The 25,196-nt window shown below is 74.0% G+C and carries 20 protein-coding genes; 14 read left to right on the top strand and 6 right to left on the bottom strand.

Going from position 1 to position 25,196, the window contains the following annotated elements; translation table 11 throughout:
* From ACFC2L_RS18715 to aspA, 5 genes are all read left to right on the top strand, one after another.
* On the top strand, window positions 1-930 hold a 930-nt coding region (locus ACFC2L_RS18715), incomplete at its 5' end, for a carbohydrate ABC transporter permease (RefSeq protein WP_375825847.1).
* The gene (locus ACFC2L_RS18710) at window positions 930-1,823 is read left to right on the top strand and encodes a carbohydrate ABC transporter permease (RefSeq protein WP_375825846.1); all 894 of its coding nucleotides are present in this window, start codon (window positions 930-932) and stop codon (window positions 1,821-1,823) included. The genes ACFC2L_RS18715 and ACFC2L_RS18710, both read left to right, overlap by 1 nt.
* A gap of 208 nt (window positions 1,824-2,031) precedes the next feature.
* The gene (locus tag ACFC2L_RS18705) at window positions 2,032-4,476 is read left to right on the top strand and encodes a glycoside hydrolase family 3 N-terminal domain-containing protein (RefSeq protein ID WP_375825851.1); all 2,445 of its coding nucleotides are present in this window, start codon (window positions 2,032-2,034) and stop codon (window positions 4,474-4,476) included.
* A complete protein-coding gene (locus tag ACFC2L_RS18700) occupies window positions 4,473-6,050 on the top strand; it encodes a family 43 glycosylhydrolase (protein WP_375825845.1) in 1,578 nt (525 codons plus the stop codon). Before ACFC2L_RS18705 ends, ACFC2L_RS18700 begins: the two co-directional genes overlap by 4 nt.
* Before the next feature lie 47 nt (window positions 6,051-6,097).
* On the top strand, window positions 6,098-7,627 hold the full coding sequence (gene aspA, locus ACFC2L_RS18695) for an aspartate ammonia-lyase (protein ID WP_375825844.1): 1,530 nt from the start codon (window positions 6,098-6,100) through the stop codon (window positions 7,625-7,627).
* An 84-nt stretch (window positions 7,628-7,711) separates the two neighbouring features.
* Here aspA and ACFC2L_RS18690 read toward each other — a convergent pair whose 3' ends face one another.
* Both ACFC2L_RS18690 and ACFC2L_RS18685 read right to left on the bottom strand, forming a co-directional pair.
* A complete protein-coding gene (locus ACFC2L_RS18690; RefSeq protein WP_375825843.1) occupies window positions 7,712-8,581 on the bottom strand; it encodes an META domain-containing protein in 870 nt (289 codons plus the stop codon).
* A gap of 66 nt (window positions 8,582-8,647) precedes the next feature.
* Entirely contained in the window at window positions 8,648-9,202 is a 555-nt protein-coding gene (locus ACFC2L_RS18685) for a TetR/AcrR family transcriptional regulator (protein ID WP_375825842.1), read from the bottom strand.
* A 62-nt stretch (window positions 9,203-9,264) separates the two neighbouring features.
* Here ACFC2L_RS18685 and ACFC2L_RS18680 point away from each other — a divergent pair, with 62 nt between their 5' ends.
* Window positions 9,265-10,173, top strand: coding sequence for an alpha/beta fold hydrolase (locus ACFC2L_RS18680; RefSeq protein WP_375825841.1), 909 nt, complete (start codon window positions 9,265-9,267; stop codon window positions 10,171-10,173).
* A gap of 90 nt (window positions 10,174-10,263) precedes the next feature.
* Here the strand turns inward: ACFC2L_RS18680 and ACFC2L_RS18675 are convergent, their stop codons facing one another.
* Window positions 10,264-11,442, bottom strand: coding sequence for an APC family permease (locus tag ACFC2L_RS18675; RefSeq protein ID WP_375825850.1), 1,179 nt, complete (start codon window positions 11,440-11,442; stop codon window positions 10,264-10,266).
* Between the two features lie 257 nt (window positions 11,443-11,699).
* Between ACFC2L_RS18675 and ACFC2L_RS18670 the strand changes: the two genes are divergently transcribed.
* Window positions 11,700-13,844, top strand: coding sequence for a hypothetical protein (locus tag ACFC2L_RS18670; RefSeq protein ID WP_375825840.1), 2,145 nt, complete (start codon window positions 11,700-11,702; stop codon window positions 13,842-13,844).
* Between the two features lie 115 nt (window positions 13,845-13,959).
* On the opposite strand, the gene ACFC2L_RS18665 is transcribed toward ACFC2L_RS18670, so the two are convergent.
* Window positions 13,960-15,879, bottom strand: coding sequence for a fibronectin type III domain-containing protein (locus tag ACFC2L_RS18665; RefSeq protein WP_375825839.1), 1,920 nt, complete (start codon window positions 15,877-15,879; stop codon window positions 13,960-13,962).
* Between the two features lie 161 nt (window positions 15,880-16,040).
* On the opposite strand from ACFC2L_RS18665, the gene ACFC2L_RS18660 reads away from it, so the two are divergent.
* The 6 genes from ACFC2L_RS18660 to ACFC2L_RS18635 all read left to right on the top strand — a co-directional run bounded on the left by ACFC2L_RS18660 (window position 16,041) and on the right by ACFC2L_RS18635 (window position 22,943).
* Window positions 16,041-17,006 carry a cold-shock protein gene (locus ACFC2L_RS18660; protein ID WP_375825838.1) on the top strand — a complete coding sequence of 322 codons (966 nt, stop codon included), beginning with the start codon at window positions 16,041-16,043 and terminating at the stop codon, window positions 17,004-17,006.
* A 159-nt stretch (window positions 17,007-17,165) separates the two neighbouring features.
* Window positions 17,166-18,563, top strand: a complete 1,398-nt coding sequence (locus ACFC2L_RS18655) for an alanine--tRNA ligase-related protein (protein ID WP_375825837.1) — start codon at window positions 17,166-17,168, stop codon at window positions 18,561-18,563.
* Window positions 18,564-18,723: 160 nt separating this feature from the next.
* Window positions 18,724-20,607 (top strand): molecular chaperone DnaK, encoded by a 1,884-nt coding sequence (gene dnaK / locus ACFC2L_RS18650; protein WP_375825836.1) that lies wholly within the window; start codon window positions 18,724-18,726, stop codon window positions 20,605-20,607.
* Window positions 20,604-21,254: a nucleotide exchange factor GrpE gene (gene grpE / locus ACFC2L_RS18645; protein WP_375825835.1), complete on the top strand. Its 651-nt coding sequence runs from the start codon at window positions 20,604-20,606 to the stop codon at window positions 21,252-21,254. The genes dnaK and grpE overlap by 4 nt, the downstream gene beginning before the upstream one ends.
* A 149-nt stretch (window positions 21,255-21,403) precedes the next feature.
* The gene (locus tag ACFC2L_RS18640; RefSeq protein WP_375825833.1) at window positions 21,404-22,396 is read left to right on the top strand and encodes a DnaJ C-terminal domain-containing protein; all 993 of its coding nucleotides are present in this window, start codon (window positions 21,404-21,406) and stop codon (window positions 22,394-22,396) included.
* A 37-nt stretch (window positions 22,397-22,433) separates the two neighbouring features.
* Window positions 22,434-22,943 (top strand): heat shock protein transcriptional repressor HspR, encoded by a 510-nt coding sequence (locus ACFC2L_RS18635; RefSeq protein ID WP_375825832.1) that lies wholly within the window; start codon window positions 22,434-22,436, stop codon window positions 22,941-22,943.
* 22 nt (window positions 22,944-22,965) lie between these two features.
* On the opposite strand, the gene ACFC2L_RS18630 is transcribed toward ACFC2L_RS18635, so the two are convergent.
* The gene (locus ACFC2L_RS18630; protein WP_375825831.1) at window positions 22,966-23,694 is read right to left on the bottom strand and encodes a phosphotransferase family protein; all 729 of its coding nucleotides are present in this window, start codon (window positions 23,692-23,694) and stop codon (window positions 22,966-22,968) included.
* Between the two features lie 208 nt (window positions 23,695-23,902).
* Between ACFC2L_RS18630 and ACFC2L_RS18625 the strand changes: the two genes are divergently transcribed.
* Complete coding sequence (locus ACFC2L_RS18625) at window positions 23,903-24,211, top strand: DUF1540 domain-containing protein (RefSeq protein WP_047234443.1); 309 nt, start codon at window positions 23,903-23,905, stop codon at window positions 24,209-24,211.
* 128 nt (window positions 24,212-24,339) lie between these two features.
* Here ACFC2L_RS18625 and ACFC2L_RS18620 read toward each other — a convergent pair whose 3' ends face one another.
* Window positions 24,340-25,137 carry a hypothetical protein gene (locus ACFC2L_RS18620; protein WP_375825830.1) on the bottom strand — a complete coding sequence of 266 codons (798 nt, stop codon included), beginning with the start codon at window positions 25,135-25,137 and terminating at the stop codon, window positions 24,340-24,342.
* Window positions 25,138-25,196: the final 59 nt, after the last annotated feature.

Below are 25,196 nucleotides of genomic sequence, written 5' to 3'. Positions count from 1 at the left end.
GCCGCCGCGCGGCGCCCCCCGCGCGGCGGCCGTTGGGCCCAGCGAGCCGAGATCGCGGTGCTCGCCGGGCCCGCGCTCGTCGTCTTCCTGACCTTCGTCATCGTCCCCGTGGTGATGGCGGCGTACTACGGGTTCTTCAAGTGGAAGGGCTTCGGCCCGCCGACGGAGTTCGTCGGGTTCGACAACTACCTCATCATCTTCCGCGACCCCGAGTTCCTCGCGGCGCTGGGGCACAACGCGTTCATCGTCATCATGTCGCTCGTGCTCCAGGGCCCGGTCGCCGTGGTCGTGGCGCTCATGCTCAACCGGCGCATCCGCGGCCGCTCGGTGATCCGCGTTCTCGTGTTCGTGCCGTACGTGGTGTCCGAGGTGATCGTCGGGACGGGCTTCAGCCTCATGCTCGCGACCACGGGCGCCGTGAACGACCTGCTCGACAAGATCGGTCTCGGGTTCCTCTCGGTCGACTGGCTCGCCGACCCCGACGTCGCGATCTGGACCCTGCTGCTCATCATCACGTGGAAGTACATCGGCTTCGCCGTGATCCTCTTCCTCGCGGGCCTGCAGGGCATCCCCGACGAGCTGGGGGAGGCCGCGGCGATCGACGGCGCGTCGTACTGGACGACGCAGCGCTACGTCACGCTCCCGCTGCTCGGCCCGACCGTCCGCATCTGGGCGTTCCTGTCGATCATCGGCTCGCTCCAGCTCTTCGACCTCGTCTACATCATCTGGGGCCAGTACGTGGCCTCGACGGCGGGGACGTCGACCATGGCGACCTACATGGTGGCGAACGGCCGCAACGCGGGGAACTACGGGTTCGGCAGCGCCGTCGCCGTGGTGCTGTTCCTCATCTCGCTCGCGGTGGCCCTCGTCTACCAGCGGTACGTCCTGCGCCGTGACACCGAGGGCGCGATCACGGAAGGGAAGAAGTGATGGCCACCGTCACCGCGGCGCCCGCGCCCGAGCGCGCCCCCGGCGCCAAGACCCCGAGGGAGCCGCGCGGCTCCGGCATCGGGCGGGGCGGGCCGCTGACCTACGTGGTCGCGTGGCTCCTCGTGGGCGTGTGCCTGGCCCCGATCGCGTACATCGTGGTCGGCGGGTTCCGCACGAACGCGCAGATCACGGCGAACCCGTCGGGCCTGCCCGACCCGTGGCAGATCGAGAACTACGTCGAGGTCCTGACGAGCTCGCTGTTCTGGCAGCAGCTCGGGAACTCGCTCGTGGCCGGTCTCCTCACGACCCTCGGCGTCGTCGTCCTCGGCCTCATGGCGAGCTACGTCATCGCGCGCTACTCGTTCGTGGGCCGCGGGGCGCTGTACGCGCTGTTCGCGGCGGGCCTCATGTTCCCCATGACCGTCGCGATCACCCCGCTGTACATCATGATCCGCTCGCTGGGGCTCATGAACTCGGTGGGCGGGCTCGTGCTGCCGCAGATCGCGTTCGCCCTCCCCACGACCGTCATCATCCTCGTGCCGTTCCTGCGCGCGATCCCGCGCGAGATCGAGGAGGCGGCGTCGATCGACGGCGCGAGCCGGCTCGGCTTCTTCTTCCGCATGGTCGTGCCGCTGTCCCTGCCGGGCGTCATCACCGTGGGGATCCTCGCGTTCGTCGCGAGCTGGAACAGCTACATGCTCCCGCTCTTCATCCTCAACGACGAGACGTCGTACACGCTCCCGCTGGGCGTGCAGGCGTTCGCGTCGCAGTACTCCGTGGACACCGCCCGCGTGCTGGCCTTCACGTCCCTGTCGATGATCCCCGCGCTCGTCTTCTTCTCGCTGTTCGAGCGGCGCATCGTCGGCGGGCTCTCCGGAGCCGTGAAGGGCTGACCAGCCGCTCGTCCGCACCCCGTCCCTGCCCCGCGCCGCGCGCGGGGCAGGGCCACCATCGAAGGAGAACGGTCCCGTGACCGACGTCGTCCCTGCCGTCCCGACGGCCCCCACCGGCTCCCCGGAGCCGGTCACCTCGGAGCCCGCGGCCCCGGCGCCGCGCAGCCCGCGCCCGGCGCCGCCGCAGCCGCCCACGGTCTCCGAGCGCGTGCGTGCGCTCCACGCCCGCATGACCCTCGACGAGAAGCTCGCCCAGCTCGTCGGCTACTGGCTCGACCAGAACGGCACCGTCGCCCCGATGCAGTCGGAGATGACGGCGGGTCAGCAGGACGGCGGCCGGCTCGCCGAGATCACGCGGCACGGCATGGGGCACTACACGCGGGTCTACGGCACGCGGCCCGTCGAGCCCGCGGAGCGCGCGGCGTGGCTGTGGGCGGAGCAGCGTCGCCTGAAGTCGGAGACCCGCCTGGGCATCCCCGCGATCGTGCACGAGGAGTGCCTCACGGGTCTGGCCGCGTGGCAGGCCGCGACGTACCCGACGCCGCTCGCGTGGGGCGCGTCGTTCGACCCGGCGCTGGTCGAGGAGATGGCGCGCGAGGTCGGGGAGTCGATGCGCGCGATCGGGGTGCACCAGGGCCTCGCGCCCGTGCTCGACGTCGTGCGCGACCCGCGCTGGGGCCGTGTCGACGAGTGCGTGGGCGAGGACCCGTACCTCGTCGGCACGGTCGGTACGGCGTACGTGCGCGGCCTGCAGGACGCGGGCGTGCACGCGACCCTCAAGCACTTCGTCGGGTACTCGGGCTCGCGGGCCGGTCGCAACCACGCCCCGGTGAGCGCCGGCCCGCGCGAGCTCGCCGACGTCTACCTCCCGCCGTTCGAGATGGCGGTGCGCGACGGTGGCGCCCGCTCGGTCATGGCGTCCTACGTCGACGTCGACGGCGTCCCGCTGCACGGCAGCTCGGAGCACCTCACCGAGATCCTGCGCGAGCGGTGGGGGTTCGACGGCGTCGTCGTCGCCGACTACTTCGGCGTCGCGTTCCTCGAGGTCATGCACCGCGTCGCGGCCGACCGCGGGGAGGCCGCCGCGCAGGCGCTCCAGGCGGGCCTCGACGTCGAGCTCCCGTCGGGCGACGCCTACCTCGCGCCGCTCGCCGAGCGCGTGCGGTCCGGCGCGCTCGACGAGGCGTGGGTCGACCGCGCCGTCCTGCGCCTGCTCAACCAGAAGGAGGAGCTGGGCCTGCTCGACCCGGGCGCGTACGCCGACGAGCCGCCGACGACGGTCGACCTCGACACCCCGCAGCAGCGCGCGACCGCGCGCCGCCTCGCGCAGGAGTCGCTCGTGCTGCTCGCGAACGACGGCGTGCTGCCGCTCGTCCGCGGCCGTCGCGACAGCGCTGACGACGCACCGTCCGCTCCGCGCCGCGTCGCCGTGGTCGGGCCCAACGCGGACTCGTCCGAGGCGCTCATGGGCTGCTACTCGTTCGTCAACCACGTGCTCGCGCACCACCCCGGCACGCCGGCCGGCATCGCGCTGCCCACGGTCCTCGAGTCGCTGCGCGACGCGCTCGCGGGCACCGACGTGACGCACGCCGTCGGCTGCGCGGTCGACGGCCGCGACGCCTCGGGGATCCCCGAGGCGGTCGCCGTCGCGCGGGACGCGGACGTCGCGGTCGTCGTCGTGGGCGACGAGGCCGGGCTCTTCGGGCGCGGCACGGTCGGCGAGGGCAACGACGTCGAGTCGCTCGAGCTCCCGGGCGTGCAGCGACGGCTCGTCGAGGAGGTCGTCGCGACGGGCACGCCCGTCGTGCTCGTGCTGCTCACGGGCCGCCCGTACGCGATCGGCTGGGCGTTCGAGGAGCGCGCGGAGACCGACGGTGCCGCGCCCGGTCGCCCGGCCGCCGTCGTGCAGGGCTTCTTCCCGGGCGAGGAGGGCGGGCGCGCGGTGGCCGACGTGCTCGTGGGCGCCGTGAACCCCTCGGGCCGGCTGCCCGTGTCGCTGCCGCGCGCGGGCGGCGCGGAGCCGTTCACCTACCTGCACCCGGTGCTCGGCGGGCCGTCGGACGTGACGTCCGCCGACCCGACGCCCGTGCGGCCGTTCGGGTTCGGGCTGTCGTACACGCAGTTCGCGTACGCGGACCTGGCGGTCGACACGAGCGTCGCCGCGGGCGGGACGTTCGCGGCCTCCGTGACCGTGACGAACACGGGCGAGGTCGCGGGGACGGACGTCGTGCAGCTCTACGCCCGCGACGTCGTCGGGTCGGTGCCGCGCCCCGTCGCCCAGCTCCTCGGGTACGCGCGCGTCGACCTCGCCGCGGGCGAGTCCCGGCGCGTGGCCTTCCGCGTCCCGACGACGCGCCTCGCGTTCTCCGACCGTCGCCACGTGCGCGTGGTCGAGCCGGGCGACGTCGAGGTGTGGGTCGGCGCGCACGCCGGCGCGGTCGACGCCGCCCCCGGGACCGACGACCTCGGGTCGACGACCGGCGGTGCGATCGTCAACGAGTCCGCCCCGGCCGAGCGCCGGGTCGTGCCCGGCGCGGCGACCGCGCGCGCGACGCTCGTCGTCACGGGCCCGGTGCACGAGGTGACGGCCGCGGACGAGCGGCTCGTCGCCGTCGAGGTCTCCTGGCGCGTCGAGGCGGGGGAGCGCGCATGACGCTCGTCCCGAACCCGGTCCTGCCCGGCTGCTTCCCCGACCCCTCGGTGTGCCGCGTCGGCGACGACTTCTACCTCGTCACCTCGACGTTCGAGTACCTGCCCGGCCTGCCCGTGCTGCGCAGCCGCGACCTCGCGACGTGGGAGCACGTCGGGGACGTCGTCGACCGGTCGGGTCAGCTCGACTACGACGGCGTCCGCTCGTCGGGCGGCCTGTACGCGCCGACGCTGCGCCACCACGACGGCACGTTTTGGCTCGTGTGCACGCTCGTGGACCCGGAGGACGACTCCCGCGGCGGCAACTTCGTCATGACGGCGACCGACCCGGCCGGCCCCTGGTCCGACCCGGTGTGGCTGCGCGACGAGGACGGCGAGCGGGTCGCCGGGATCGACCCGTCGATCTTCTTCGACGACGACGGTCGCGCGTGGCTGCACGGGACCCGGCTCGCGGCCGACCCGGAGTGGTTCCACCAGACCGAGGTGTGGGTGCGCGAGCTGGACCTCGCGACCCGCACGCTCGTGGGCCCCGAGCACGTCGTGTGGACGGGGGCCGTGCGGGGCGCGGTGTGGGCCGAGGGCCCGCACCTGTACAAGGTCGACGGCACGTACTACCTGCTCGCGGCCGAGGGCGGCACGGACTTCCACCACGCGGTGTCGGTCGCGCGCGCGTCGTCCGTGACGGGCCCGTACGAGGGGAACAAGGCGAACCCGGTGCTCACGCACCGGCACCTCGGGCGCGGCGTGGACGTCGTCGGCGTGGGGCACGCCGACCTCGTCGAGGCGCCCGACGGGTCGTGGTGGGCCGTGCTGCTCGCGATGCGCGTCTACGGCGGCTACCACTACCCGCTCGGCCGCGAGACGTTCCTCGTCCCCGTCGTGTGGGAGGACGGCTGGCCCGTCCTCGCGCCCGGCGCGGGGCGCGTGCCCGACGCCGTGGAGGTCCCGTTCGCGACCGCAGCGCCGCGCCCGGCGATCCAGGGCGGGGCGAGTGGCGTCGTCGGCCCGGAGGACCCGCGGTGGACGGCGGTGCGGGCGGTGCCGCGCGACGTCGCGACGCCCGCGGGCGAGGGTTGGGACCTGCCCGTGCGGCCGGCGACGCTGGCCGAGCGGGGCGTGCCCGCGTTCCTCGGGCTGCGCCAGCAGCACCGCGACGTCGACGTCACCGTCACGCTCCGCGTACCGGAGGTCGCGGGGGAGCGGGCGGGCGTCGTGGTGCGGCAGTCCGAGGACGACCACGTGCGGCTCCTGGTCGACGGCGGGCCCGGGGACGTGCGCCGCGTCGTCGCCGTGCACCGCCGTGGCGGGACGGACGAGGTGGTCGGGGAGACGACGGTGGGCTCCGCGCCCGGCGAGCCGGTCGTCGTCGGGCTGCGCGTGCGCGGGCAGGACTACGGGCTCGTCGTCGGCCCGGCGGGCGCGCCCGAGCCGCTCGCGACCGTGGACGGCCGCACCCTCGACAGCGCCGCGACCGGAGGGTTCCTCGGGCTGTGGCTGGGCGTGCACGCGACGAGCGAGGGACGGCCCTCGACGTCCGTCGTGCGGGTCGAGCGGTTCGTCTACGCACCGGTCGGCTGACGGGTCCGCTCCGCGCGCAGCGCCACGGCGGGCGATACCGTCGGGGCATGTCGAGCGCACGGACACGGGTCGAGGAAGACCTGCTGGGACCCCTCGAGGTCCCGGCGGACGCGTACTACGGGGTCCACACCGTCCGGGCCGTGGAGAACTTCCGCATCTCGGGGACGACGGTCAGCGACGTCCCCGAGATGGTCCGCGGCATGGTGATGGTCAAGAAGGCGTCGGCGCTCGCGAACCGCGAGCTGCGCACCATCCAGCGCGACGTCGCGGACGCGATCGTCGCCGCGTGCGACGCGATCCTCGACGACGGCCGGTGCCTCGACCAGTTCCCGGTGGACGTGTTCCAGGGTGGCGCGGGCACGAGCGTCAACATGAACACCAACGAGGTCGTGGCCAACCTCGCGCTCGAGCTCTCCGGGTTCGAGAAGGGGCGCTACGACGTCATCAATCCGAACGACCACGTCAACCGCTCGCAGTCGACCAACGACGCCTACCCCACGGGGTTCCGCCTCGCGGTGCACCAGCTCGTCCAGGGGCTGCAGGAGGAGGTGCTGCGGCTCGAGCGCACGTTCGACGAGAAGGCGTCCGAGTTCGCCGACGTCCTCAAGATGGGTCGCACGCAGCTCCAGGACGCCGTGCCCATGAGCCTCGGCCAGGAGTTCGCCGGGTTCGCCGTGAACGTCGGCGAGGAGGTCCGGCGCCTCGAGGTCGCCGGCGAGCTGCTGCTCGAGGTCAACCTCGGCGCGACCGCGATCGGCACCGGGCTCAACACGCCGCCCGGGTACCCCAAGGTCGCGACGCGGTGGCTCGGCGAGGTGAGCGGGCTGCCCGCGGTCCCGGCCGCGAACCTCGTCGAGGCGACGTACGACAACGGCGCCTACCTCGCCGTCCACTCCGCGCTGAAGCGCCTCGCGGCCAAGCTGTCGAAGATCTGCAACGACCTGCGGCTGCTGTCGTCCGGGCCGCGCGCCGGGCTCGGGGAGATCAACCTGCCGGAGCTCCAGGCCGGGTCGTCGATCATGCCCGCCAAGGTGAACCCGGTGATCCCGGAGGTCGTCAACCAGGTCTGCTTCAAGGTCATGGGCAACGACGTGACGATCACGCACGCCGCCGAGGCGGGCCAGCTCCAGCTCAACGTCATGGAGCCGGTGCTCGCGCAGGCGATGTTCGAGTCGCTGCGCCTGCTCGGCAACGCGTGCGTCGCACTGCGCACCAAGTGCGTCGCGGGCATCACCGCGAACGTCGAGGTGTGCCGCCGCCACGTGCTGGACTCGATCGGGATCGTCACGTACCTCAACGAGATCATCGGGCACCGCAACGGCGACCTCGTGGGCGCCGAGGCGGCGCGGACCGGGGCGTCGGTGCGCGACGTCGTCGTGGCGCGCGGCTTGCTCACGCCCGAGGAGGTGGACGCGGTGCTGACGACCGAGAACTTCCTCCGCCCGCGCTACACCGGCCGCTACTACGCCCCCGACGAGCGCGGCCTGCCGGCCGTGGGCGAGGAGGGCGAGTCGTCGCGCGTCGTGGAATCGGACGACGCACTGGGCGCCCCGTCGGACCCGGAACCCGAGACCTGACGTCGAGATCGACCTGCCGGTCGCCAGATCGACCTTCTGAGGGTCGATCTCGGACGCTCGGGTCGATCTCGCGGTGGGCCCGTCTCATCCTCGGACGAGGCGGACGATCTCCGTGCCGTCGGCGCCCAGGAGCACGAGCCGGCCCCGGTCCAGCGCGACGCGGGCCGCACCGCTGACGGCACCGGGCACCCCCGCCCCGTCGCACGCGATCAGCGTCTGCAGACCGGCCGTGGCGAGCAGCCGACCGCCGTCGTCCAGGGCCCACGCGCCCCCGCCGCCGTTGCACCCGTCGGAGCCGGACCACGTCCCGTCCCCGTGGAAGACGACGTGGGGATCGCCGGCGAAGAACCCCGACGGCTCCCAGCGTCCGACGACGTCGCGCACGGCCGCGGGCTCGAGGCCGTCCGGCAGCGGTGCGGGCGGTTCGAACGCCGCGCGCACGTCGTCCGTCACCTCCGGCGCCTGCGCCAGGTGCTCCGCCGCGTCGGGGATCGGCGCCGGGGCGCCGTCGACCCGCAGACCGGCGACGACGTCGCCGTCCGCGTCGAGGAGCCGCCAGCCCTCGCCGTCGGGCTCGTACGCGACCACGGTGCGGAGCCACAGCACCTCGGGGATCCCGCCCGCGCCGCACGCCGCGGCGGCGGCGTACGGTTCCGAGGCGACGAAGGCCCGGCCGGCCGCGTCCCAGCCGCCCTCCACGTACGCACCGCAGTCGCCCCACAGCATGTACTGCCCAGCGCCGAGCCGCAGCCACGTGTCCGGGCCCTCACCCTCCGCGCCCGCGACCCGCCACATCCCGACGAGCCCGACCGGGTCCGACCCGACCTCGCCGTCACCCGGGCCGCCGACGTTCCCGACGTCGGGGGTGGTGCAGGCCGCGGCGAGGACGGACACCAGGAAGGTCACGGCGACGGCGCGCGGCACCCGCGGGCGCCCGGACTCGTGTCCGTCCATGCCCCGATCCTGTCTCCGGCGCCGGGTTTCTTGCAGCCGGTGCGGCATCCCCCGGGGCCGGCGCCGTCACGACGTCGCGAGCGCGCGCACCGTGCGCTCGATCGCGGGGCGCAGGTCGAGGCCGGGGTCGACGGTGAGGCGGTGCAGGAGCAGCCCGTCGCCGAGGGCCATGAGCGCGCGGGTCGCCGGGACGGGGTCGGCGATGCCGACGGCTGCCACGATCCGCTCGGTCCACCGCTCGAACGTGCGGCGCTGGCGACGGAGGGGCTCACCGAGCTCGGGGTCGTCGGCGAGCTCGAGGAAGAGGGCGTAGCGCGCCCGGGTGCGCGACGCGAACGGACCGGACTGTGCCTCGGTCATGGCGCAGAGACCGTCGACCAGGTCGTCGACGCTCGTGATCTGCGGCATCGCGGTCACGTCGAGGTCGGCGCGCTCCTGCTCGGCGATCCGGTCGACCACGCCGGCGAGGAGCGCGCGCCGGGTGCGGAACCAGTTCGACGTCGACCCGGTCGGGAGACCGGCGCGCTGGTCGACCCGCGCGTGGCTCAGCGCGCGCACGCCGTCCGCACCGAGCACCTCCACGGCCGCGTCGAGCGCTCGTTCCCGGGTGGCTGCGGCCATGGACTCCCTCTCTCGACCGATCTACTATGAACATAGTAGTCGCTCGCCCGAAGGAGCTCGCCATGACTACGCCTCAGCCCCGCACCACCCGCCCCACCGACGCCCGGGCATGGTCCCCGCCGCTCCCGGAGGCGCCGGGCTTCGACCACCTCGTCGTGGAGACGCCCGGCCTGCGCACCCACGTCGCGACCGTCGGCACCGGCGACCCGGTCGTGCTGCTGCACGGCTTCCCCGAGCACTGGTGGCAGTGGCGCGACGTCGCGCCCGTCCTCGCCGCCGCGGGCTACCGCGTCCTGTGTCCCGACCTGCGCGGCGCGGGCTGGACCACGGCCGACGACGCGCACGTCGAGCGCGAGACCCGGCTCCGCGACCTGCTCGCCCTCCTCGACGCGCTCGACGTCGAGCGAGCCCACCTCGTCTCGCACGACATGGGCGCGATCACCGCGATGCAGCTCTGCTACGAGCACCCCGACCGGGTCCGCGCGGCCGTCGAGCTCTCGGTGCCACCGGGCTTCATGCGTCCCAGCCCTCGACTGCTCCCCGGGTTCCGGCACCTGCCCGCCCTGGTCTGGCACCGTCGGGGCGCGTCGCTGCGGGGGATCTTCTCCAGCGCGTACGTCGCCCACCCGCTGTCGGAGGACGACGTCGACGCCCACCTCGCCCCGATGGGTCGGACGGAGGTCGACGCCGCCGTGCGTCCGCTCGTGCGGCACATGGTGCTGCCGGAGGCCACGCGCATGATGCGGGGCGTCTACCGTCGCCGTCGGCTCACGGTGCCGACCCTCTTCGTCTTCGGACGCCGAGACCGGCCGTGGACCGAGGAGCTCGTGGGACAGGTCTGCCGGGCGCCGGAGCGGCACGCGGACCGGGCCGAGCTCGCCTACGTCGACGACGCCGCGCACTTCATCACCGACGACGCGCCGGCCGCGGTCGCCGCCCTCTCGCGCGACTGGTTCGACCGCGCCGCGTGACGCCCTGTGCCCGTCGACGCGAGATCGACCCGTGCGTCCGAGATCGACCCTCGGGAGGTCGATCTCGCGACGGGCGGGTCGATCTCGCGGTCATGAGCGGACGCGTACCGCGCGGAGGGCGACGCCTACCGCCAGCACCAGCGCTCCCGCGGCGACGCTCGGGAGCGGGAGCGTGGCGACCAGCGCGACGCAGCCGAGCGCGCCGAGCACCTGGAGCGCGCGCGGGTACAGCCGGTGCGGGGTGCTCTGACGCAGCGCCGAGAGGTTCGCCACGAGGTAGTAGACGAGCACCCCGAACGACGAGAACCCGATCGCGCCCCGCAGGTCCGTCGTGAGCACGAGCACCACGACGACCGCACCCACGGCGAGCTCGGCCCGGTGCGGCACCCGGTGCACGGGGTGCACGGCCGCGAACCACCCGGGCAGGTCGCCCGTGCGCGCCATCGCGAGGCCCGTCCGGCTCACGCCCGCGAGCAGGGCGAGCAGGGCGCCGGCGCTCGCGGCGACGGCGCCGACGCTCACGACCGGGCCCGCCCACGTCCACGACCCGGCGGCGACCGCGTCGGCGAGCGGAGCCGCGGACGCCGCGAGCGCCTCCGGCCCGAGCACCGCGAGCAGGACCACCGCGACGACCGCGTAGAGCACGACGACGGCCCCGAGCGACACGAGGACCGCGCGCGGGATCGTGCGCCGCGGGTCGCGCATCTCCTCGCCCAGCGTCGCGACCCGCGCGTACCCCGCGAACGCGAAGAACAGCAGGCCCGCGGACTGGAGGACGCCGTACCAGCCGCCGTGCGCGCCGTCGGGGTCGAGCACGGCCGACCAGCGCGGCGCGGAGCCCGCGAGGCTCGCGACGACGGCCGTCGCGATCGCGAGGAGCGCCACCGCGACGATCGCCCGGGCGAGGCGCGCCGTCCGCGTCACACCCCGGTAGCCCACGGCCGTGAGCAGCACGACGGCCGCGGCGGCGACGGGGCGCTCCCACCCGGGCGGGGCCGCGTAGGCGGCGAGCACGAGCGCCATGGCCGCGCAGCTCGCCGTCTTGCCGACGACGAACCCCCACCCGGCGAGGTAGCCCCACCACGGACCGAGGTGCTCGCGCCCGTACACGTACGTGCCGCCCGAGGTGGGGTGCTGCGCCGCGAGCTGGGCGGACGACGTGGCGTTCGCGTACGCGACGACCGCCGCCAGCGCCAGCCCGACGAGCAGCCCCGTCCCTGCCGCGGCGGCCGCGGGGGCGAACGCGGAGAACACGCCCGCGCCGACCATGGACGCGAGCCCGACGACGACGGCGTCCGTCGTGCCGAGGCGGCGCGCGAGCGAGGGCTGGCCCGGTGCGGTGGTCACCCGGCCAGCGTGCCAGGGCAAGGTGTCCGGCAGGTGTCGGGGCCGGCCCCGGGGAGTGGTCGGGGCGGCGTCCGCGAGCGGGTACAGTTCCCGCCGGTGTCCCGTTCCCGGTCGTCGTCGACCGGCCCCGTCGCACGGGGTGACGGGCTGTCCGCTACGGCGAGGACGGCGGTGCAGGGGTGGTCGCAGGACAGGTGCGTCGCGCGCGGTGGACGGTGCGCGCGGGGTCGGGGGTCGCGCTCGCGTGCGCGGTCCTCCTCGGCGTCCCGACGGCCGCGACCGCGGACACGGACGACGGGCTCTCGGAGACCTCGCGCACGCGGTACGAGGTCGACGGGTCGGGGCCCGTCCGCGTGACCGTCACGACGACGATCCGCAACGAGCAGCCCGCCAGCGGGATGTACGTCTACTACTGGGACGCGTACGGGATCCCCGTGCCGGCGGGCGCGACCGACGTCACCGCCACGAGCGGCGGGGCCGCGCTCCCGGTCACCCTCGAGCCCACCGAGGACCCGTCGACCCGCATCGCCGGGGTGTCGTTCTCCCCGCTGAACAACGGGCGCGAGCGGACCGTCGAGTGGGCCTACACGATCCCGGGCGAGCCGATCCGCTCGGAGGGGTACACGCGCGTCGGGCCCGGCTACGCGACGTTCGCCGTGAACGCGGCCGGCGACCCGGGGCAGGTCACCGTCGAGATCGCCACGCCCACGTCGATGGACTTCGACAGCACGTGGGACGGGTTCACGCCGATCCTCGACGGGGAGACCCGCACCCACCGCGCGACCGAGAGCACGGACGACTACGGCACCTGGGCCTTCGTCTCGCTGCGCGACCCCGAGCAGGCCGACGAGACGAGCGTCGACGTCGGCGGGAACGAGCTCGTGCTGGAGAGCTTCCCGGGCGACACCGAGTGGAGCGGCTTCGTCGAGGAGCAGGTGGTGGCCGGCATGCCCGTGCTGGAGCGTGCGGTGGGCATGCCGTGGCCGGGCAGCCTGGAGCGCATCCGCGAGGACGTGTCGCCCGGGGTGCTCGGGTACGCGTGGTTCGACTCGGCCTCCTGGGAGATCGTCATCCCCGAGGACCTGGACGCCGGGCTCCTGTTCCACGAGCTCTCGCACGCGTGGCTCGCGGGCGACCGGTTCGCGGACCGGTGGGTGTACGAGGGCCTGGCCGAGGTCGTCGGGCAGCGCGTGGCGGCCGAGACCGGCGGCCCGGCGGAGCCGCGGCCCGCGCCCGCGCGCGACGCGGCGGACGCCCTGCCGCTCGCCGCCTGGGGAGAGGTCGACCTCGACGACGGCGGCGGCGCCGCCGAGGAGTACGCCTACGCCGCGGCGTGGACCGCCATGTCGGAGCTCGTCGGCGGCCTGGACGCGGACGCCCTCGGCGCGCTCGTCGCGGCGGCGTACGCAGGCGAGAGCGCCTACGACGAGCCCGGCGCCCTCGACCACCCGGGCGTGACCGACGGCCGTCGTCTCCTCGACCTCGTCGAGGTGCGCGGCGGCGTCGCGGGGGCCGAGGCGACGTACCGGACGTGGGTCGCCGACGACGCCGAGGCCGCCCTGCTCGACGCGCGTACCCCGGCCCGCGAGGCGTACGCCGTCCTCGACGAGGCGGACGGCGCGTGGTCGCCGCCCGCCGGCCTGTGCGCCGCGATGACGGACTGGGCCTTCGACGAGGCCGAGTCGGCCCGTGCGGCGATCGGTGCCGACGCGGCGGCGGCCGCCGGCCAGGTGCAGCAGGCCGCCCGCGCCGCGGGCCTGCCCGACCCGGCCGCCGTGCGCGCGCAGTACGAGGACGCCGGGTCCGCCGAGGAGTACGCGGCGCTCGCGACCGCGCTGCCGCGCGCGGTCGAGGTCGTGGGGTCCGTCGGCGACGCGGTCGCCGCCGCCTCGGGCGGTGGCCCGCTCGCGGACCTCGGGCGGCTGCTCCTGGACGTCGACGGTTCCGTTGCGGACGCCCGCGCCGCCCTCGACGACGGGAGGCTGGACGACGCCGCGACCGCGGCCGACGACGCGTCGTCCCGCGCGGCCGCCGCGCCCTGGCTCGGGACCGGCAGCGTGCTCCTCGTCGTCGTGGCGCTCGCCGGGGTGGTGCTGCTGCTCGTCCGCCGGCGCGCGCGACGTCGTGCGCAGCCCGACGGCGCGCCCGCCGGCGACGTCGACCGCCCCGACGACGCGACGCCCGGCGGCGACGACGTGCCAGCCGCCGACGAGGCGTCCGCCGACGGCGAGCCGACGCCGGACGACGAGCCGGCCGCGGAGGACGAGCCGACGCCGGGGGAGGCACCGTCCGTCGGCGAGGAACCGGAGCCGGTGAAGGCGTAAGGCGCGTCAGAGAGCGACGGGCCGGCGAGCTCCGCGTGCGGCGAGACGTGAGAAGTGGCCCCCCGGGACACGCTCCGAGGGGCCACGTCTCACGTCTCGTCCGAGGATGGTGCGGCTAGGGCATGCTCGCCAGGTGGGCGTCCACCGAGCGCGCGAACGCGTACCCGTTGCTCGCGTCCCAGTTGATCGACCAGGTCATCGCCCCGCGGATGTCGGGCCAGCGTGCGGGTGGTACGAAGCTGCCGCAGCGGGTGCCCGCGGCGAGGCAGCTCAGCGCGTCGTTCACGACCGACGGGTTCACGTACCCGCCGCCCGCCGCCTGGGTGGTCGCAGGCAGGCCGAGCGCGACCTGGTCCGGCCGCAGCGCGCTCTGGAGCTGGATGCACGACAGCGCGGTGAGGAAGTTCACCGTGCCCTGCCCGTACGCCTGCATCTGGTCGCAGCCGAGCATGGTGCCCGAGTTGTAGTACTGCGTGTGGACGATCGTGAGGATGTCCTTGATGTCGAGCGCGAGCCGGAAGTAGGAACTGCCCGTCGACTGCATGTCGATGGTCTGCGGCGCCATCGTGATGATGAGGTCCGGGCCGACCGCCGCCCGGACCTGGCGCAGCGCCTGTGCCATGTACGTCGGGTTGACCCCGTTCTCGAGGTCGATGTCGACGCCGTCGAACCCGTAGGTGTCGATGAGCCCGATCACGCTGGTCGCGAAGGCCGACGCCGCGGCGGAGCTGCCGACCGACACCGTGCCCTTCTCGCCGCCCACGGACAGGACCACGTGCTGGCCGCGCGCGTGCAGCGTCGCGACGTCCGCCTTGAGCTGGTCGTTCGTGTAGCCGCCCAGCGCGGCGGACAGGCCGGGGTCGACGCCGAACGTGACGGCGCCGGGCGTGCTCGGGACGGCGTCCGCGAACGCGACCGCGACGAGGTCGTAGGACGTCGGGACGTCCGACAGCCGCAGCGGCGTGGCCCCGTTGACGAAGTTCTGCCAGTACCCCGTGAGCAGGTGCTTCGGCAGCGCGCCGGTCTGGCAGCCGCTCGTCGAGCCCGTCACGGTGGCGGCCGGGGACTCGCCCGTCGCGTTGTAGGCACGCACCGTGTACGTGTGGCTCGAGCAGGCCGCGAGCCCGCTCAGCGTCGCGCTCGTCCCGGTGACGGTCGCTCGCAGGGCGGTCCCCTCGTAGACGCGGTATCCCGTGACGGTCCCGGTCGAGGCCGTCCAGGCGAGGCCGAGCGAGGTGTCGGCGGTCGTCGCGACGCGCAGCCCGGTCGGCGCGCCGGGGACGCCGGTCCCGCACCCGGCCGTCGTGACGGTGACGCCCCCGGAGCGGGGCGACTCGCCCGCCGTGTTGAAGGCCGCGACCGTGTACGTGTGCGGGGTGCACGCGGCGAGCCCGGAGACGGTGGCCGAGGTGCCCGTGGCCGTCGCGACGACCGTGCTGCCCTCGTAGACGCGGTAGCCCGTCACGGTGCCCGAGGACGCGCCCCACGAGAGGGCGGCCGACGTCGAGGTGACCGTCCCGGCGACGGGCGTGCCCGGCGTGCCCGGGACGACGGGCGGCGGGCCGCCCGCGCCCTGGAGCGAGACGTCGTCGACCTGGTAGGCGCCGGTGCCGTACCAGCCGTGCAGGTAGACCTGCGTCGTGCTGCTCGCGGCGGTGAACGTGACCGTGAGGCGGGTCCAGTCGGTCGCGCTCGGGGTCCAGGTCGAGGTGCCGCCGTCGACCCCCAGGTAGACGTAGCTGCCGCGCACCCAGGCGGAGAGGGTGTACTGGGTGCCGGCGACGGTCGGGACGGACTGCGAGCAGCGCGCGTTGTCGAGGCCCGCGGGGGTCGCCTGCAGCGCCTGGGTCCCCGTGCGCACGGGGGTGGAGACGACCGCTCCGGACGATCCCGAGCAGGTCCAGGGGCTGAGCGTGCCCGACTCGAAGCCCCCGTTGACCAGCACCTCCTCGGCGGAGGCGGGGGCGGCGGTCAGGGCGAGGCTGGAGACGAGGGCCACGGCCAGTGCCGCGGCGGCGGTGCGAAGTCTGTTCATGTCTGCTCCGTTGCAGGTCGAATCAAACTCTCAGGGAACTTAACGATGCACTCCTTATGAACCCGCACCCGGCGGAGTTCGTCAAGTGCTGCTCGCGGTGGGGCGCCGAGACCTGGGGGACAATGGGTGACAGCACTGCCTGCCAAGACGAGGAGTACTCCGTGCCCCAGGGAACTGTCCGATGGTTCGACGCCGACCGAGGGTTCGGCTTCATCGACCTCGGGAACGAGGCGGAGGACCTGTTCGTCCACGCGTCCGAGATCGTCGGCGACGACGGACCCAAGCAGCTCCGTGAGGGGCAGGTCGTCGAGTTCGAGGTGGGCGAGGGCGACCGCGGCCCGCAGGCGCGCCACGTCCGCGTCACGAGCGACCGGGCCGCCGACGCGCCCCTGGGCGTGCTCGGCACCGTCGCCTGGTACGAGCCGAGCAAGGGGTACGGCTTCGTCACGCCCGACGGCGACAGCGCCCAGATCTTCCTGCACAGCTCGGCCATCGTCGGAGGCGGCGTGGTCTCCGAGGGACAACGGGTCGCGTTCCTCGTCGTCGAGGGGGAGAAGGGTCCGCAGGCCGACCACCTGCTGCCGCTCGGGACGCAGGCCGCGCAGCCCGCGACCGACGGCGCGGACGGCACCGTCTCCTGGTACGACGACGTCAAGGGCTTCGGGTTCGTCGTCCCCGACGGTGGCGGCGACGACGTCTTCGTCCACGTCAGCGCGCTCGGCCGAGGTCTGACCGAGCTCGTCGAGGGCGCGCGCGTGACCTACGACGTCGTCGCGGGCGACAAGGGGCCGAATGCCCGCAACGTGCAGCTCGTGCGCGGCTCCCGCGGCGCGCGCCCGTCCGCGGACCGTGGCCGCCCCGACCGGTCGGGTCGCCCCGACCGCTCGGACCGCTCCGGTCGTCCGGGCGGGTCCGGCAGGCCGGTGCGCGGGGGCGAGGGCACCGTCGCACGCTACGACGCCGACCGGGGCTTCGGTTTCATCACGCCCGACGCCGGGGGTGAGGACCTGTTCGTGCACGTGTCGGTCGTGCGGGACGAGGAGGTCCTCGAGGAGGGCGACCGGGTCCGGTTCACGGTGCGCCAGAGCGACCGGGGCCCGCAGGCGGACCGCGTCGAGTTGCTGTGAGCCCAGGGTGGGGTCGGCGCCCGGCGCACCGACCCCACCCGTCCGGCGGCGAGCGTCGGGTTCTCTGAGCGACCCGGGCGACCTCGTCGCGCGAGGGCCGTCGCCCGTCGCCGGCGAATTGTCCTGGAAGACCGCGGGCGTCGTCCCTAGGGTCGTCGGATGAACGCCCAGGAGATCCGGTCGGCCTATCTCGAGTTCTTCGCCTCACGGGGGCACGCCGTGATCGAGCGAGCGCCCCTGGTGCTCCGCGACGACCCGACGACGCTGTTCACGGGTGCCGGGATGCAGCCGCTGATGCCCTACCTCTTGGGCGACAGGGAGCACGACGCCGGACCCCTCCTGGTCGACTCGCAGCCGTGCGTGCGGGCGCAGGACATCGACGAGGTCGGGGACCGGCGGCACACGACCTTCTTCGAGATGCTGGGCAACTGGAGCCTGGGGTCGGCCGACGTGGAGCAGCAGGTCCGCTGGTTCGCCGAGCTCCTCGCGCACGTCGGCGTCGACCTCGAGCGCCTGTACGTCACGTGCTTCCGCGGGTCGCCCGAGCACGGGATCCCTCGTGACGACGAGGCCGCACGAGCCTGGGTCACCGTGTTCGCGGAGCACGGGATCGCGGCACCGCTCGTGGACGTGGGGTCCCGTGCCGACGGCGACCGCGACGGGATGCGCGGCGGTCGTGTCTTCCTCTACGACGCCGAGGAGAACTGGTGGAGCCGGGGAGGCGGCCTCGACGGCACGCCCGTCGGCGACCCCTGCGGGCCGGACTCGGAGGTCTTCTACGACCTCGGCCCCGAGCACCACGACCCGTCGACCGGTGAGCCGCACCCCGCGAGCGAGGGCGGACGGTTCGTCGAGATCGGCAACCAGGTGTTCATGCGCTACCGCCGCACGAGCGAGGGGTTCGTCCCCCTCGACGAGCCGAGCATCGACTTCGGGGGCGGGCTCGAGCGCATCGCCGCGGCCGCCCTGGCGACCGCCGACGTGTTCGACGTGAGCCTCCTGCGCCCGCTGGTGGACCGGCTCGAGTCGCTCAGCGGTCGCGCGTACGAGGACGACCCGCGCCCGTTCCGCGTGATCGCCGACCACGTCCGGGCCGCGACGTTCCTCGCCGCCGACGGGGTGCGCCCGAGCAACAAGGCGCACGGGTACGTCCTGCGGCGGCTCGTCCGCCGGGCGGTGGTGCACGCCCTCCACCTCGGCCTGGACGAGCGGTTCGCCGACGACCTCGTCGCCGTCGTGGCCGAGGCGTACGGCGACACCTACCCGGGCCTGGTCGAGCAGCGCGAGGAGCTGAGCACGGTCCTGCGCGACGAGGAGTCGCGCTTCCGTCGCACGGTGCACCGCGGGCTCCGGGAGCTCGAGAAGCTCGGGGGCGCGACGGTCACCGGGGACGACCTGTTCGTGCTGGCGGACACCTGGGGCTTCCCCGTCGAGCTGTCGGTCGACGAGGTCCGTCGCCGCGACATGGCTCTCGCCCCGGACTGGCAGGAAGGCTATGCGCTGCAGCGGGAGCGCCAGCGGGCGCGCTCGCGGGCGGCCGCGACGAGCGGGGAATAGTTCGCCCTGAGTGAAGGTTGAGCCTGATGGACTCAAGTTCTGGCGGTCGGGCTTGCGCGCGAGCGCACCCGGTGCCTACCTTGAGTGAAGCAGACTCAACCCGGTGTGCCCGGGCGCGCGTGCGCCGTCGGGCACCCCATCCACAACGGAGGCAGCACACATGGCACGAGCAGTCGGGATCGACCTCGGCACCACCAACTCGGTGGTCGCCGTCCTCGAGGGCGGAGAGCCCACCGTCATCGCGAACGCCGAGGGGTCGCGCACGACGCCGTCGGTGGTCGCCTTCTCCAAGACCGGCGAGGTCCTCGTCGGCGAGGTCGCCAAGCGTCAGGCGGTCACGAACGTCGACCGCACCATCAGCTCGGTGAAGCGCCACATGGGCACCGACTGGTCGGTGGAGATCGACGACAAGAAGTACACCGCGCAGGAGATCTCCGCGCGCATCCTGGGCAAGCTCAAGCGCGACGCCGAGGAGTACCTGGGCGAGCCCGTCACCGACGCGGTCGTCACCGTCCCGGCGTACTTCAACGACGCCGAGCGCCAGGCGACCAAGGACGCCGGGCAGATCGCGGGCCTCAACGTGACGCGCATCGTCAACGAGCCCACCGCGGCCGCGCTCGCGTACGGCCTGGAGAAGGGCAAGGAGGACGAGCTCATCCTCGTCTTCGACCTGGGCGGCGGCACGTTCGACGTCTCGCTCCTCGAGGTCGGCAAGGACGAGGACGACTTCTCCACGATCCAGGTCCGCGCGACCTCGGGCGACAACCGCCTGGGTGGCGACGACTGGGACCAGCGGATCGTCGAGCACCTCATCAAGCAGGTGAAGAACAGCTCGGGCGTCGACCTCTCCAAGGACAAGATCGCGCTCCAGCGTCTGCGCGAGGCCGCCGAGCAGGCGAAGAAGGAGCTCTCGTCCGCGACGAGCACCACCATCTCGATGCAGTACCTCTCGATGAGCGAGAACGGCCCCATCCACCTGGACGAGAAGCTCACGCGCGCCCAGTTCCAGCAGATGACGCAGGACCTGCTCGACCGGACGAAGGCCCCGTTCCACAAGGTCATCTCCGACGCGGGCGTCTCCGTCTCCGACATCGACCACGTCGTGCTCGTGGGTGGCTCCACCCGCATGCCGGCCGTGACCGACGTCGTCAAGGAGCTCACGGGCGGCAAGGAGCCCAACAAGGGCGTCAACCCGGACGAGGTCGTCGCCGTGGGCGCGGCCCTGCAGGCCGGCGTCATCTCCGGCGACCGCAAGGACGTCCTGCTCATCGACGTGACCCCGCTGTCCCTCGGCATCGAGACCAAGGGCGGCGTGATGACCAAGCTCATCGAGCGCAACACGGCCATCCCGACCAAGCGCAGCGAGATCTTCTCGACGGCCGAGGACAACCAGCCGTCGGTGCTCATCCAGGTGTTCCAGGGCGAGCGCGAGTTCGCGCGCGACAACAAGCCGCTCGGCACCTTCGAGCTCACCGGCATCGCGCCGGCCCCGCGCGGCGTGCCGCAGATCGAGGTCACCTTCGACATCGACGCGAACGGCATCGTCCACGTCGGCGCCAAGGACCGCGGCACCGGCAAGGAGCAGAAGATGACCATCACGGGCGGCTCGGCGCTGCCCAAGGAGGACATCGACCGCATGGTCAAGGAGGCCGAGGAGCACGCGGCCGAGGACAAGAAGCGTCGCGAGGAGGCGGAGACCCGCAACCAGGCCGAGGCGTTCGTGTACTCGACCGAGAAGCTCGTCTCCGAGAACAAGGAGAAGCTCCCGGCCGACGTCGTCACCGAGGTCGAGGCCGACATCGCGTCGGTCAAGTCCGCGCTCGAGGGCGAGGACGCCGACGCCGTGAAGACCGCGCACGAGAAGCTCGTCGCGTCCTCGCAGAAGATCGGCCAGGCGCTCTACGCCTCGGCCGAGCAGGAGCAGGCCGCCGGCAACCCCGGCGCCGCGCAGGACGACGCCGCCGCCGCTGCGGGTGCGACGTCCGCTCCGGACGAGGACGTCGTCGACGCCGAGATCGTGGACGACGAGGACGACAAGAAGTGACGTCCCCCGAGGACCGGGGCCCCGAGGAGCAGGCCGGGCGCGAGCCCGGCCAGGGCCCCGAGGACAAGCCGTTCCAGTTCACCGACAAGCGCAAGGTCGACCCGGAGACCGGCCGTCCGCGCGAGAGCGCGGACGCCGGCTCGGCCGGGGACGACGCGGAGAAGGACCCGCTCGCGGGCCTCGACTTCGAGCCGTCCGAGGAGGCCGAGGTCGACGCGGCCGTCCTGGCCGCCAAGGCCGAGGCCGCGGAGCACCTCGACGCGCTCCAGCGTGAGCGGGCGAGCTTCACGAACTACCGCAACCGGTCGCTGCGCGACCAGGAGGCCGCGCGCACGAAGGGGATCGAGGACGTGCTCACCGCGCTCCTCCCGGTGCTCGACGACATCGACCGCGCGCGGCAGCACGGCGAGCTGACGGGGCCGTTCGCGGCGATCTCCGACAAGCTCGACGCGTCGCTCGAGAAGTTCGGGATCGAGCGCTACGGCGCGGTCGGGGACGAGTTCGACCCCACCGTCCACGAGGCGCTCATGCACCAGCCCGACCCCGAGGCCGCCGCCACCACGGTGAACCTCGTCATCGAGCCGGGCTACCGGATCGGGGGCAGGGTCGTGCGCGCCGCGCGCGTCTCGGTCGTCGGCCCCCAGTAGCCACCTCTCCCTCGTGCCCGACGGCGCGGGCCCACCTCCCGCGCGGAGGTGCGCTCCGCCGTCGGGCACGCGAGGATCACCAGCAGCAGATCGACAGCAGCCACGACACGAAGGACCAGGACCACGACCACCGACAGGAGGGAGGCGCCGTGACCGGACAGGACTGGATGGAGAAGGACTTCTACGCCGCGCTCGGCGTCCCCAAGGACGCCGACGACGCCACGATCAAGAAGGCCTACCGCAAGCTCGCGCGCAAGTACCACCCTGACCAGAACCAGGGTGACGCGGGCGCCGAGGCCAAGTTCAAGGAGATCGGCGAGGCGTACGCCGTGCTGTCGGACGCCAAGGAGCGCGAGCAGTACGACGCGATCCGGGCGATGGCCGGCGGCGGTGCCCGCTTCTCCGCGGGTCCCGGCGGCGCCGGGGGCGCGGGCTTCGAGGACGTGTTCGGCGGCATGTTCGGCGGCGGCGGCCCGGGCGGCACCCGGGTCCGCTACTCGACCGGCGGCCAGGGCGCGGGCGGCTTCGAGGACATCCTCGGCTCGATGTTCGGCGGCGGGGGAGCGCAGCAGTTCGGCGGCGGTCCCCGCCCGCGGGCCGGGTCGGACGTCGCCGCGGCCACGACCCTCCCGTTCCGTCAGGCGGTCGAGGGCTCCACCGTCACCTTCACGGTCGACGGCCGCAACGTCACCACCCGCATCCCGCCGGGCGTGCGCGACGGCCAGAAGATCCGGCTGCGCGGCAAGGGCCGCCCCGGCATGGCGGGCGGCCCCGACGGCGACCTCGTCGTCACCGTCCACGTCACCCCCCACCCGGTGTTCTCGCTCGACGGGAACAACCTGCGGATCACGGTCCCGGTGACGTTCCCCGAGGCCGCGCTCGGCGCCACCATCGCCGTGCCGACGCTCGACGGCTCGACTGTCAAGGTCAAGGTGCCGGCCGGCACGCCGTCGGGGCGCACGCTGCGCGTCCGGGGCCGCGGCGTGAAGACCGCGAAGTCGACCGGCGACCTGCTCGTCACGGTCCAGGTCGCCGTGCCGCAGAAGCTCTCGAAGGCCGCGCGCGAGGCCGTCGAGACGTTCGCCGCCGAGACCGCCGACCAGGACGTGCGGGCCGACCTGCTCCGCCAGGCCGCGGAGTGACCGGCGCCCGGAGCGCCGGCTCGGGAAGGAGGCCCGGATGACCGCGTACCGCACGGACGACGCCCAGACGGGTCCGGACGTGACGCCCGACGTCGACCAGGACGCGCCCGTCCTCGTCATCTCGCAGGCCGCCGCGCTCGCGGGCATGCACCCGCAGACGCTGCGCCAGTACGACCGCCTCGGCCTCGTGGTGCCGCGCCGCACCCAGGGCCGGGGTCGGCGCTACTCGCTGCACGACATCGCGAAGCTGCTCGAGGTGCAGCGCCTCAGCCACGACGAGGGCATCAACCTCGCGGGCATCCAGCGCATCCTCGCGCTCGAGTCGCGGGTCGAGCGCCTGGAGCGCCGCATCGAGGCGCTCTCCGCGCGCGTCGAGCCCGGTGGACGGGTGTTCGCGGCCGCCGCGAGCGGCGACGTCGTCGTGGTGCCGCGCGGGCGCAGCGTGCGCCGCGGGGTCGAGGAGGCGCTGCGCGAGACGCTCGTCGAGCACGGCGAGGCGCGCGCGCTCGTCATCTGGCGGCCCCGGCACGACGACGCGGGGTCCTGACCTGCGGCGATCCGCCGTGCGCTCAGCTCCGGCGGGCCTCGCGCGCGACGAGCGCCACGGCGGCCGGGACGAGCGCGACCTCCGAGGGGTCGAGTCCGGGGTCCGCGGCGCGGGTCCGCGCGGCGGCGTCGAGGTGCCCCACGAGCGCCGGGTCGGCCAGGTGGAGGAACGCGTCCAGCAGGACCCGTGCGCCGGGCGCGAGCTCGTCGTCCTCGTCGGCGGCGACCTCCGCGAGGACGACGGCGGTCACGGCGAGGTCGAGGCCGGCCGGTCCGAGCCGGGCGTTCGTCCAGTGGAGGACGGCCGGGCCGTCGGCGGTGAGCACGACGTTCGCCGGGTGCAGGTCGAGGTGCAGGACGCACGGATGCCCGCCGGCGGTCTCGTCGAGGGCTGCGGACGACGGCGCGGTGAGCGCCGCGTACGCGGGCTCGCCCCGCGCCGGGGGCGGGACCGCGTGCAGCGCGTCGTGCAGCGCGACGAGGGTCCGGGCCGACGCGGCGAGCGACGTCCGGCCGCCGAGGATCGACTGCAGGAGCGTCGGGCCCCGCAGGAGCTCCATGGTGAGGTCGCCGTCCGTCGCGGCGTCGACGCGCGGGGCGGGGAAGCCCGCGGCGCGCACGTGCCGCATGACCTCCGCGGTGCCGACCGAGTCGGCCCCGGAGCGCGAGCGCCGCAGGACGCGGTCGGCGCCGACCGCGTACAGGTCGGCGTCGGCGCCCGAGAACAGTGGCGCGCCGGGCGAGGTGGCCATGAGAACGACGCTACGCCTCTCCCGCCCTCCTGACGAGGACCCGGCATCGGCGCTGGTCAGGCAGTTCCGCAAGAATGTCGTGCGCTAATTCATTGCTATTTCTGCATTTCTTAGCAAGGCCTTCCTTGCTATACACCGCAGAATTCCGGGAATACCGTGGAGGTGGAAGCCCGGCCCGCCACGGGTCCTCGGAGAACAGGAGATCGCGATGAGCAGCCTCACGGAGATGCCCCAGGTCGTCGAGTGTTCCATCGACGGCTGCGGCTACAACCACGACCACGGGTGCCACGCCGGCGCGGTGACCATCGCCGGTCACGCGGGCGACGCCGAGTGCGCGACCTTCATCCCGTTGGGGACCAAGGGCGGCCTCGAGAAGGTGCTCGCGCACGTCGGGGCGTGCCAGCGCACCGAGTGCGTCCACAACTCCTCGCTGGAGTGCTCGGCCCCGTCGATCCGCGTGGGCGCCGGCGCGTCCGGCGAGGACAAGGCCGACTGCCTCACCTTCACCCCGCGCTGACGCGCGACCTCAGACCTCCTCGGAGGCGGCCGGTCACCTACCGGCCGCAGACGCCCCCGGACGCCCCGTCCGCGCGCTCGCCCGCGCGGCCGGGGCGTCGCTGCGTCGTCGGCGGTCGTCGGCGGTCGTCAGCGCTGCAGCGCGTCGAGCAGCTGGACGGCGGCGGTGTGGGTGCGGGGGAGCGGTTCGACCCAGACGCGCGGCGGTCGCCGCAGGATCGCCGTGACGCCCAGCGCGAGCCCCGTGCGCTCGATGTTGTGGCGGAGCACGGTGCGCAGCGTGTCGTCGTCGACACCGCGCTCCCCGAGGACGACGAAGAGCCCGTTGCCGAGGGAGGCCATGGGGTGGCCGTCGCCGAACGTGTGCGTGAGCGCACGACCCATCGCCGCCGACCGTGCGAAGCGCTGCCACCCGGTCAGGTGCTCGAGCGCGACGTCCACGACGAGCAGCCCGTGCGTCGCTGTGGCGTCGACCCCCGCGCGCTGCGCGACGCCGTACGTCTCCCGGAGCCGCTGGGCCAGGTACTGGGACGTCGCGAGGCCGGACTCGGGGTCCATCACCTCGGGCGTCACGGGGGTCGCCTCGTAGCCGTCGGACCACCCGACCGCGACCGCCCGGAGCAGGTCGGTCCCGGGCTCGCGGTCGTGCGCCCGGTACAGGCACACCACGTCGTCGATGGCCTCGCCGATCCCGACCCCCGCCTCGGCCCGCACCCGACCGAGCCGTTCGGCCGCCGGTGTGCCGTCCCGCTCCTCGCACAGCGCCTCGACGAGCGCGTCGACGGCAGGGTGGTACCAGTCGCCCGGTCGCAGCCAGACGCTCTCGGCGCTCGCGCGACGCCAGCGCTCGCGCACGGCGTCGGGAGCGGGCACGGTGTACCCGTGGAGGTGGTCCATGTAGATGAGACGGCCGAGCGGCCGATCCATGACGCGGGTCGGCGAAGAAGTTTCCAGGACGCCGGGTCCGGGGTGAAATCGGGCGAACG

This window comes from Cellulosimicrobium sp. NPDC055967 (assembly GCF_042269845.1).
Lineage (GTDB): Bacteria > Actinomycetota > Actinomycetes > Actinomycetales > Cellulomonadaceae > Cellulosimicrobium.
Note: the sequence above shows the minus strand (reverse complement) of the source record. Positions and strands in the feature narration are given on the sequence as shown.

Excerpts from the sequence above, each read along its gene's own strand:
- ACFC2L_RS18690 (WP_375825843.1), bottom strand. The coding sequence starts at position 8,581 with ATGGACGGACACGAGTCCGGGCGCCCGCGGGTGCCGCGCGCCGTCGCC.
- ACFC2L_RS18625 (WP_047234443.1), top strand. The coding sequence starts at position 23,903 with ATGAGCAGCCTCACGGAGATGCCCCAGGTCGTCGAGTGTTCCATCGAC.
- ACFC2L_RS18675 (WP_375825850.1), bottom strand. The coding sequence starts at position 11,442 with ATGGTCGGCGCGGGCGTGTTCTCCGCGTTCGCCCCCGCGGCCGCCGCG.
- ACFC2L_RS18685 (WP_375825842.1), bottom strand. The coding sequence starts at position 9,202 with ATGGCCGCAGCCACCCGGGAACGAGCGCTCGACGCGGCCGTGGAGGTG.
- ACFC2L_RS18630 (WP_375825831.1), bottom strand. The coding sequence starts at position 23,694 with ATGGCCACCTCGCCCGGCGCGCCACTGTTCTCGGGCGCCGACGCCGAC.
- ACFC2L_RS18620 (WP_375825830.1), bottom strand. The coding sequence starts at position 25,137 with ATGGATCGGCCGCTCGGCCGTCTCATCTACATGGACCACCTCCACGGG.
- ACFC2L_RS18680 (WP_375825841.1), top strand. The coding sequence starts at position 9,265 with ATGACTACGCCTCAGCCCCGCACCACCCGCCCCACCGACGCCCGGGCA.
- ACFC2L_RS18710 (WP_375825846.1), top strand. The coding sequence starts at position 930 with ATGGCCACCGTCACCGCGGCGCCCGCGCCCGAGCGCGCCCCCGGCGCC.
- ACFC2L_RS18665 (WP_375825839.1), bottom strand. The coding sequence starts at position 15,879 with ATGAACAGACTTCGCACCGCCGCCGCGGCACTGGCCGTGGCCCTCGTC.
- ACFC2L_RS18635 (WP_375825832.1), top strand. The coding sequence starts at position 22,434 with ATGACCGCGTACCGCACGGACGACGCCCAGACGGGTCCGGACGTGACG.
- dnaK (WP_375825836.1), top strand. The coding sequence starts at position 18,724 with ATGGCACGAGCAGTCGGGATCGACCTCGGCACCACCAACTCGGTGGTC.
- ACFC2L_RS18655 (WP_375825837.1), top strand. The coding sequence starts at position 17,166 with ATGAACGCCCAGGAGATCCGGTCGGCCTATCTCGAGTTCTTCGCCTCA.
- ACFC2L_RS18700 (WP_375825845.1), top strand. The coding sequence starts at position 4,473 with ATGACGCTCGTCCCGAACCCGGTCCTGCCCGGCTGCTTCCCCGACCCC.
- aspA (WP_375825844.1), top strand. The coding sequence starts at position 6,098 with ATGTCGAGCGCACGGACACGGGTCGAGGAAGACCTGCTGGGACCCCTC.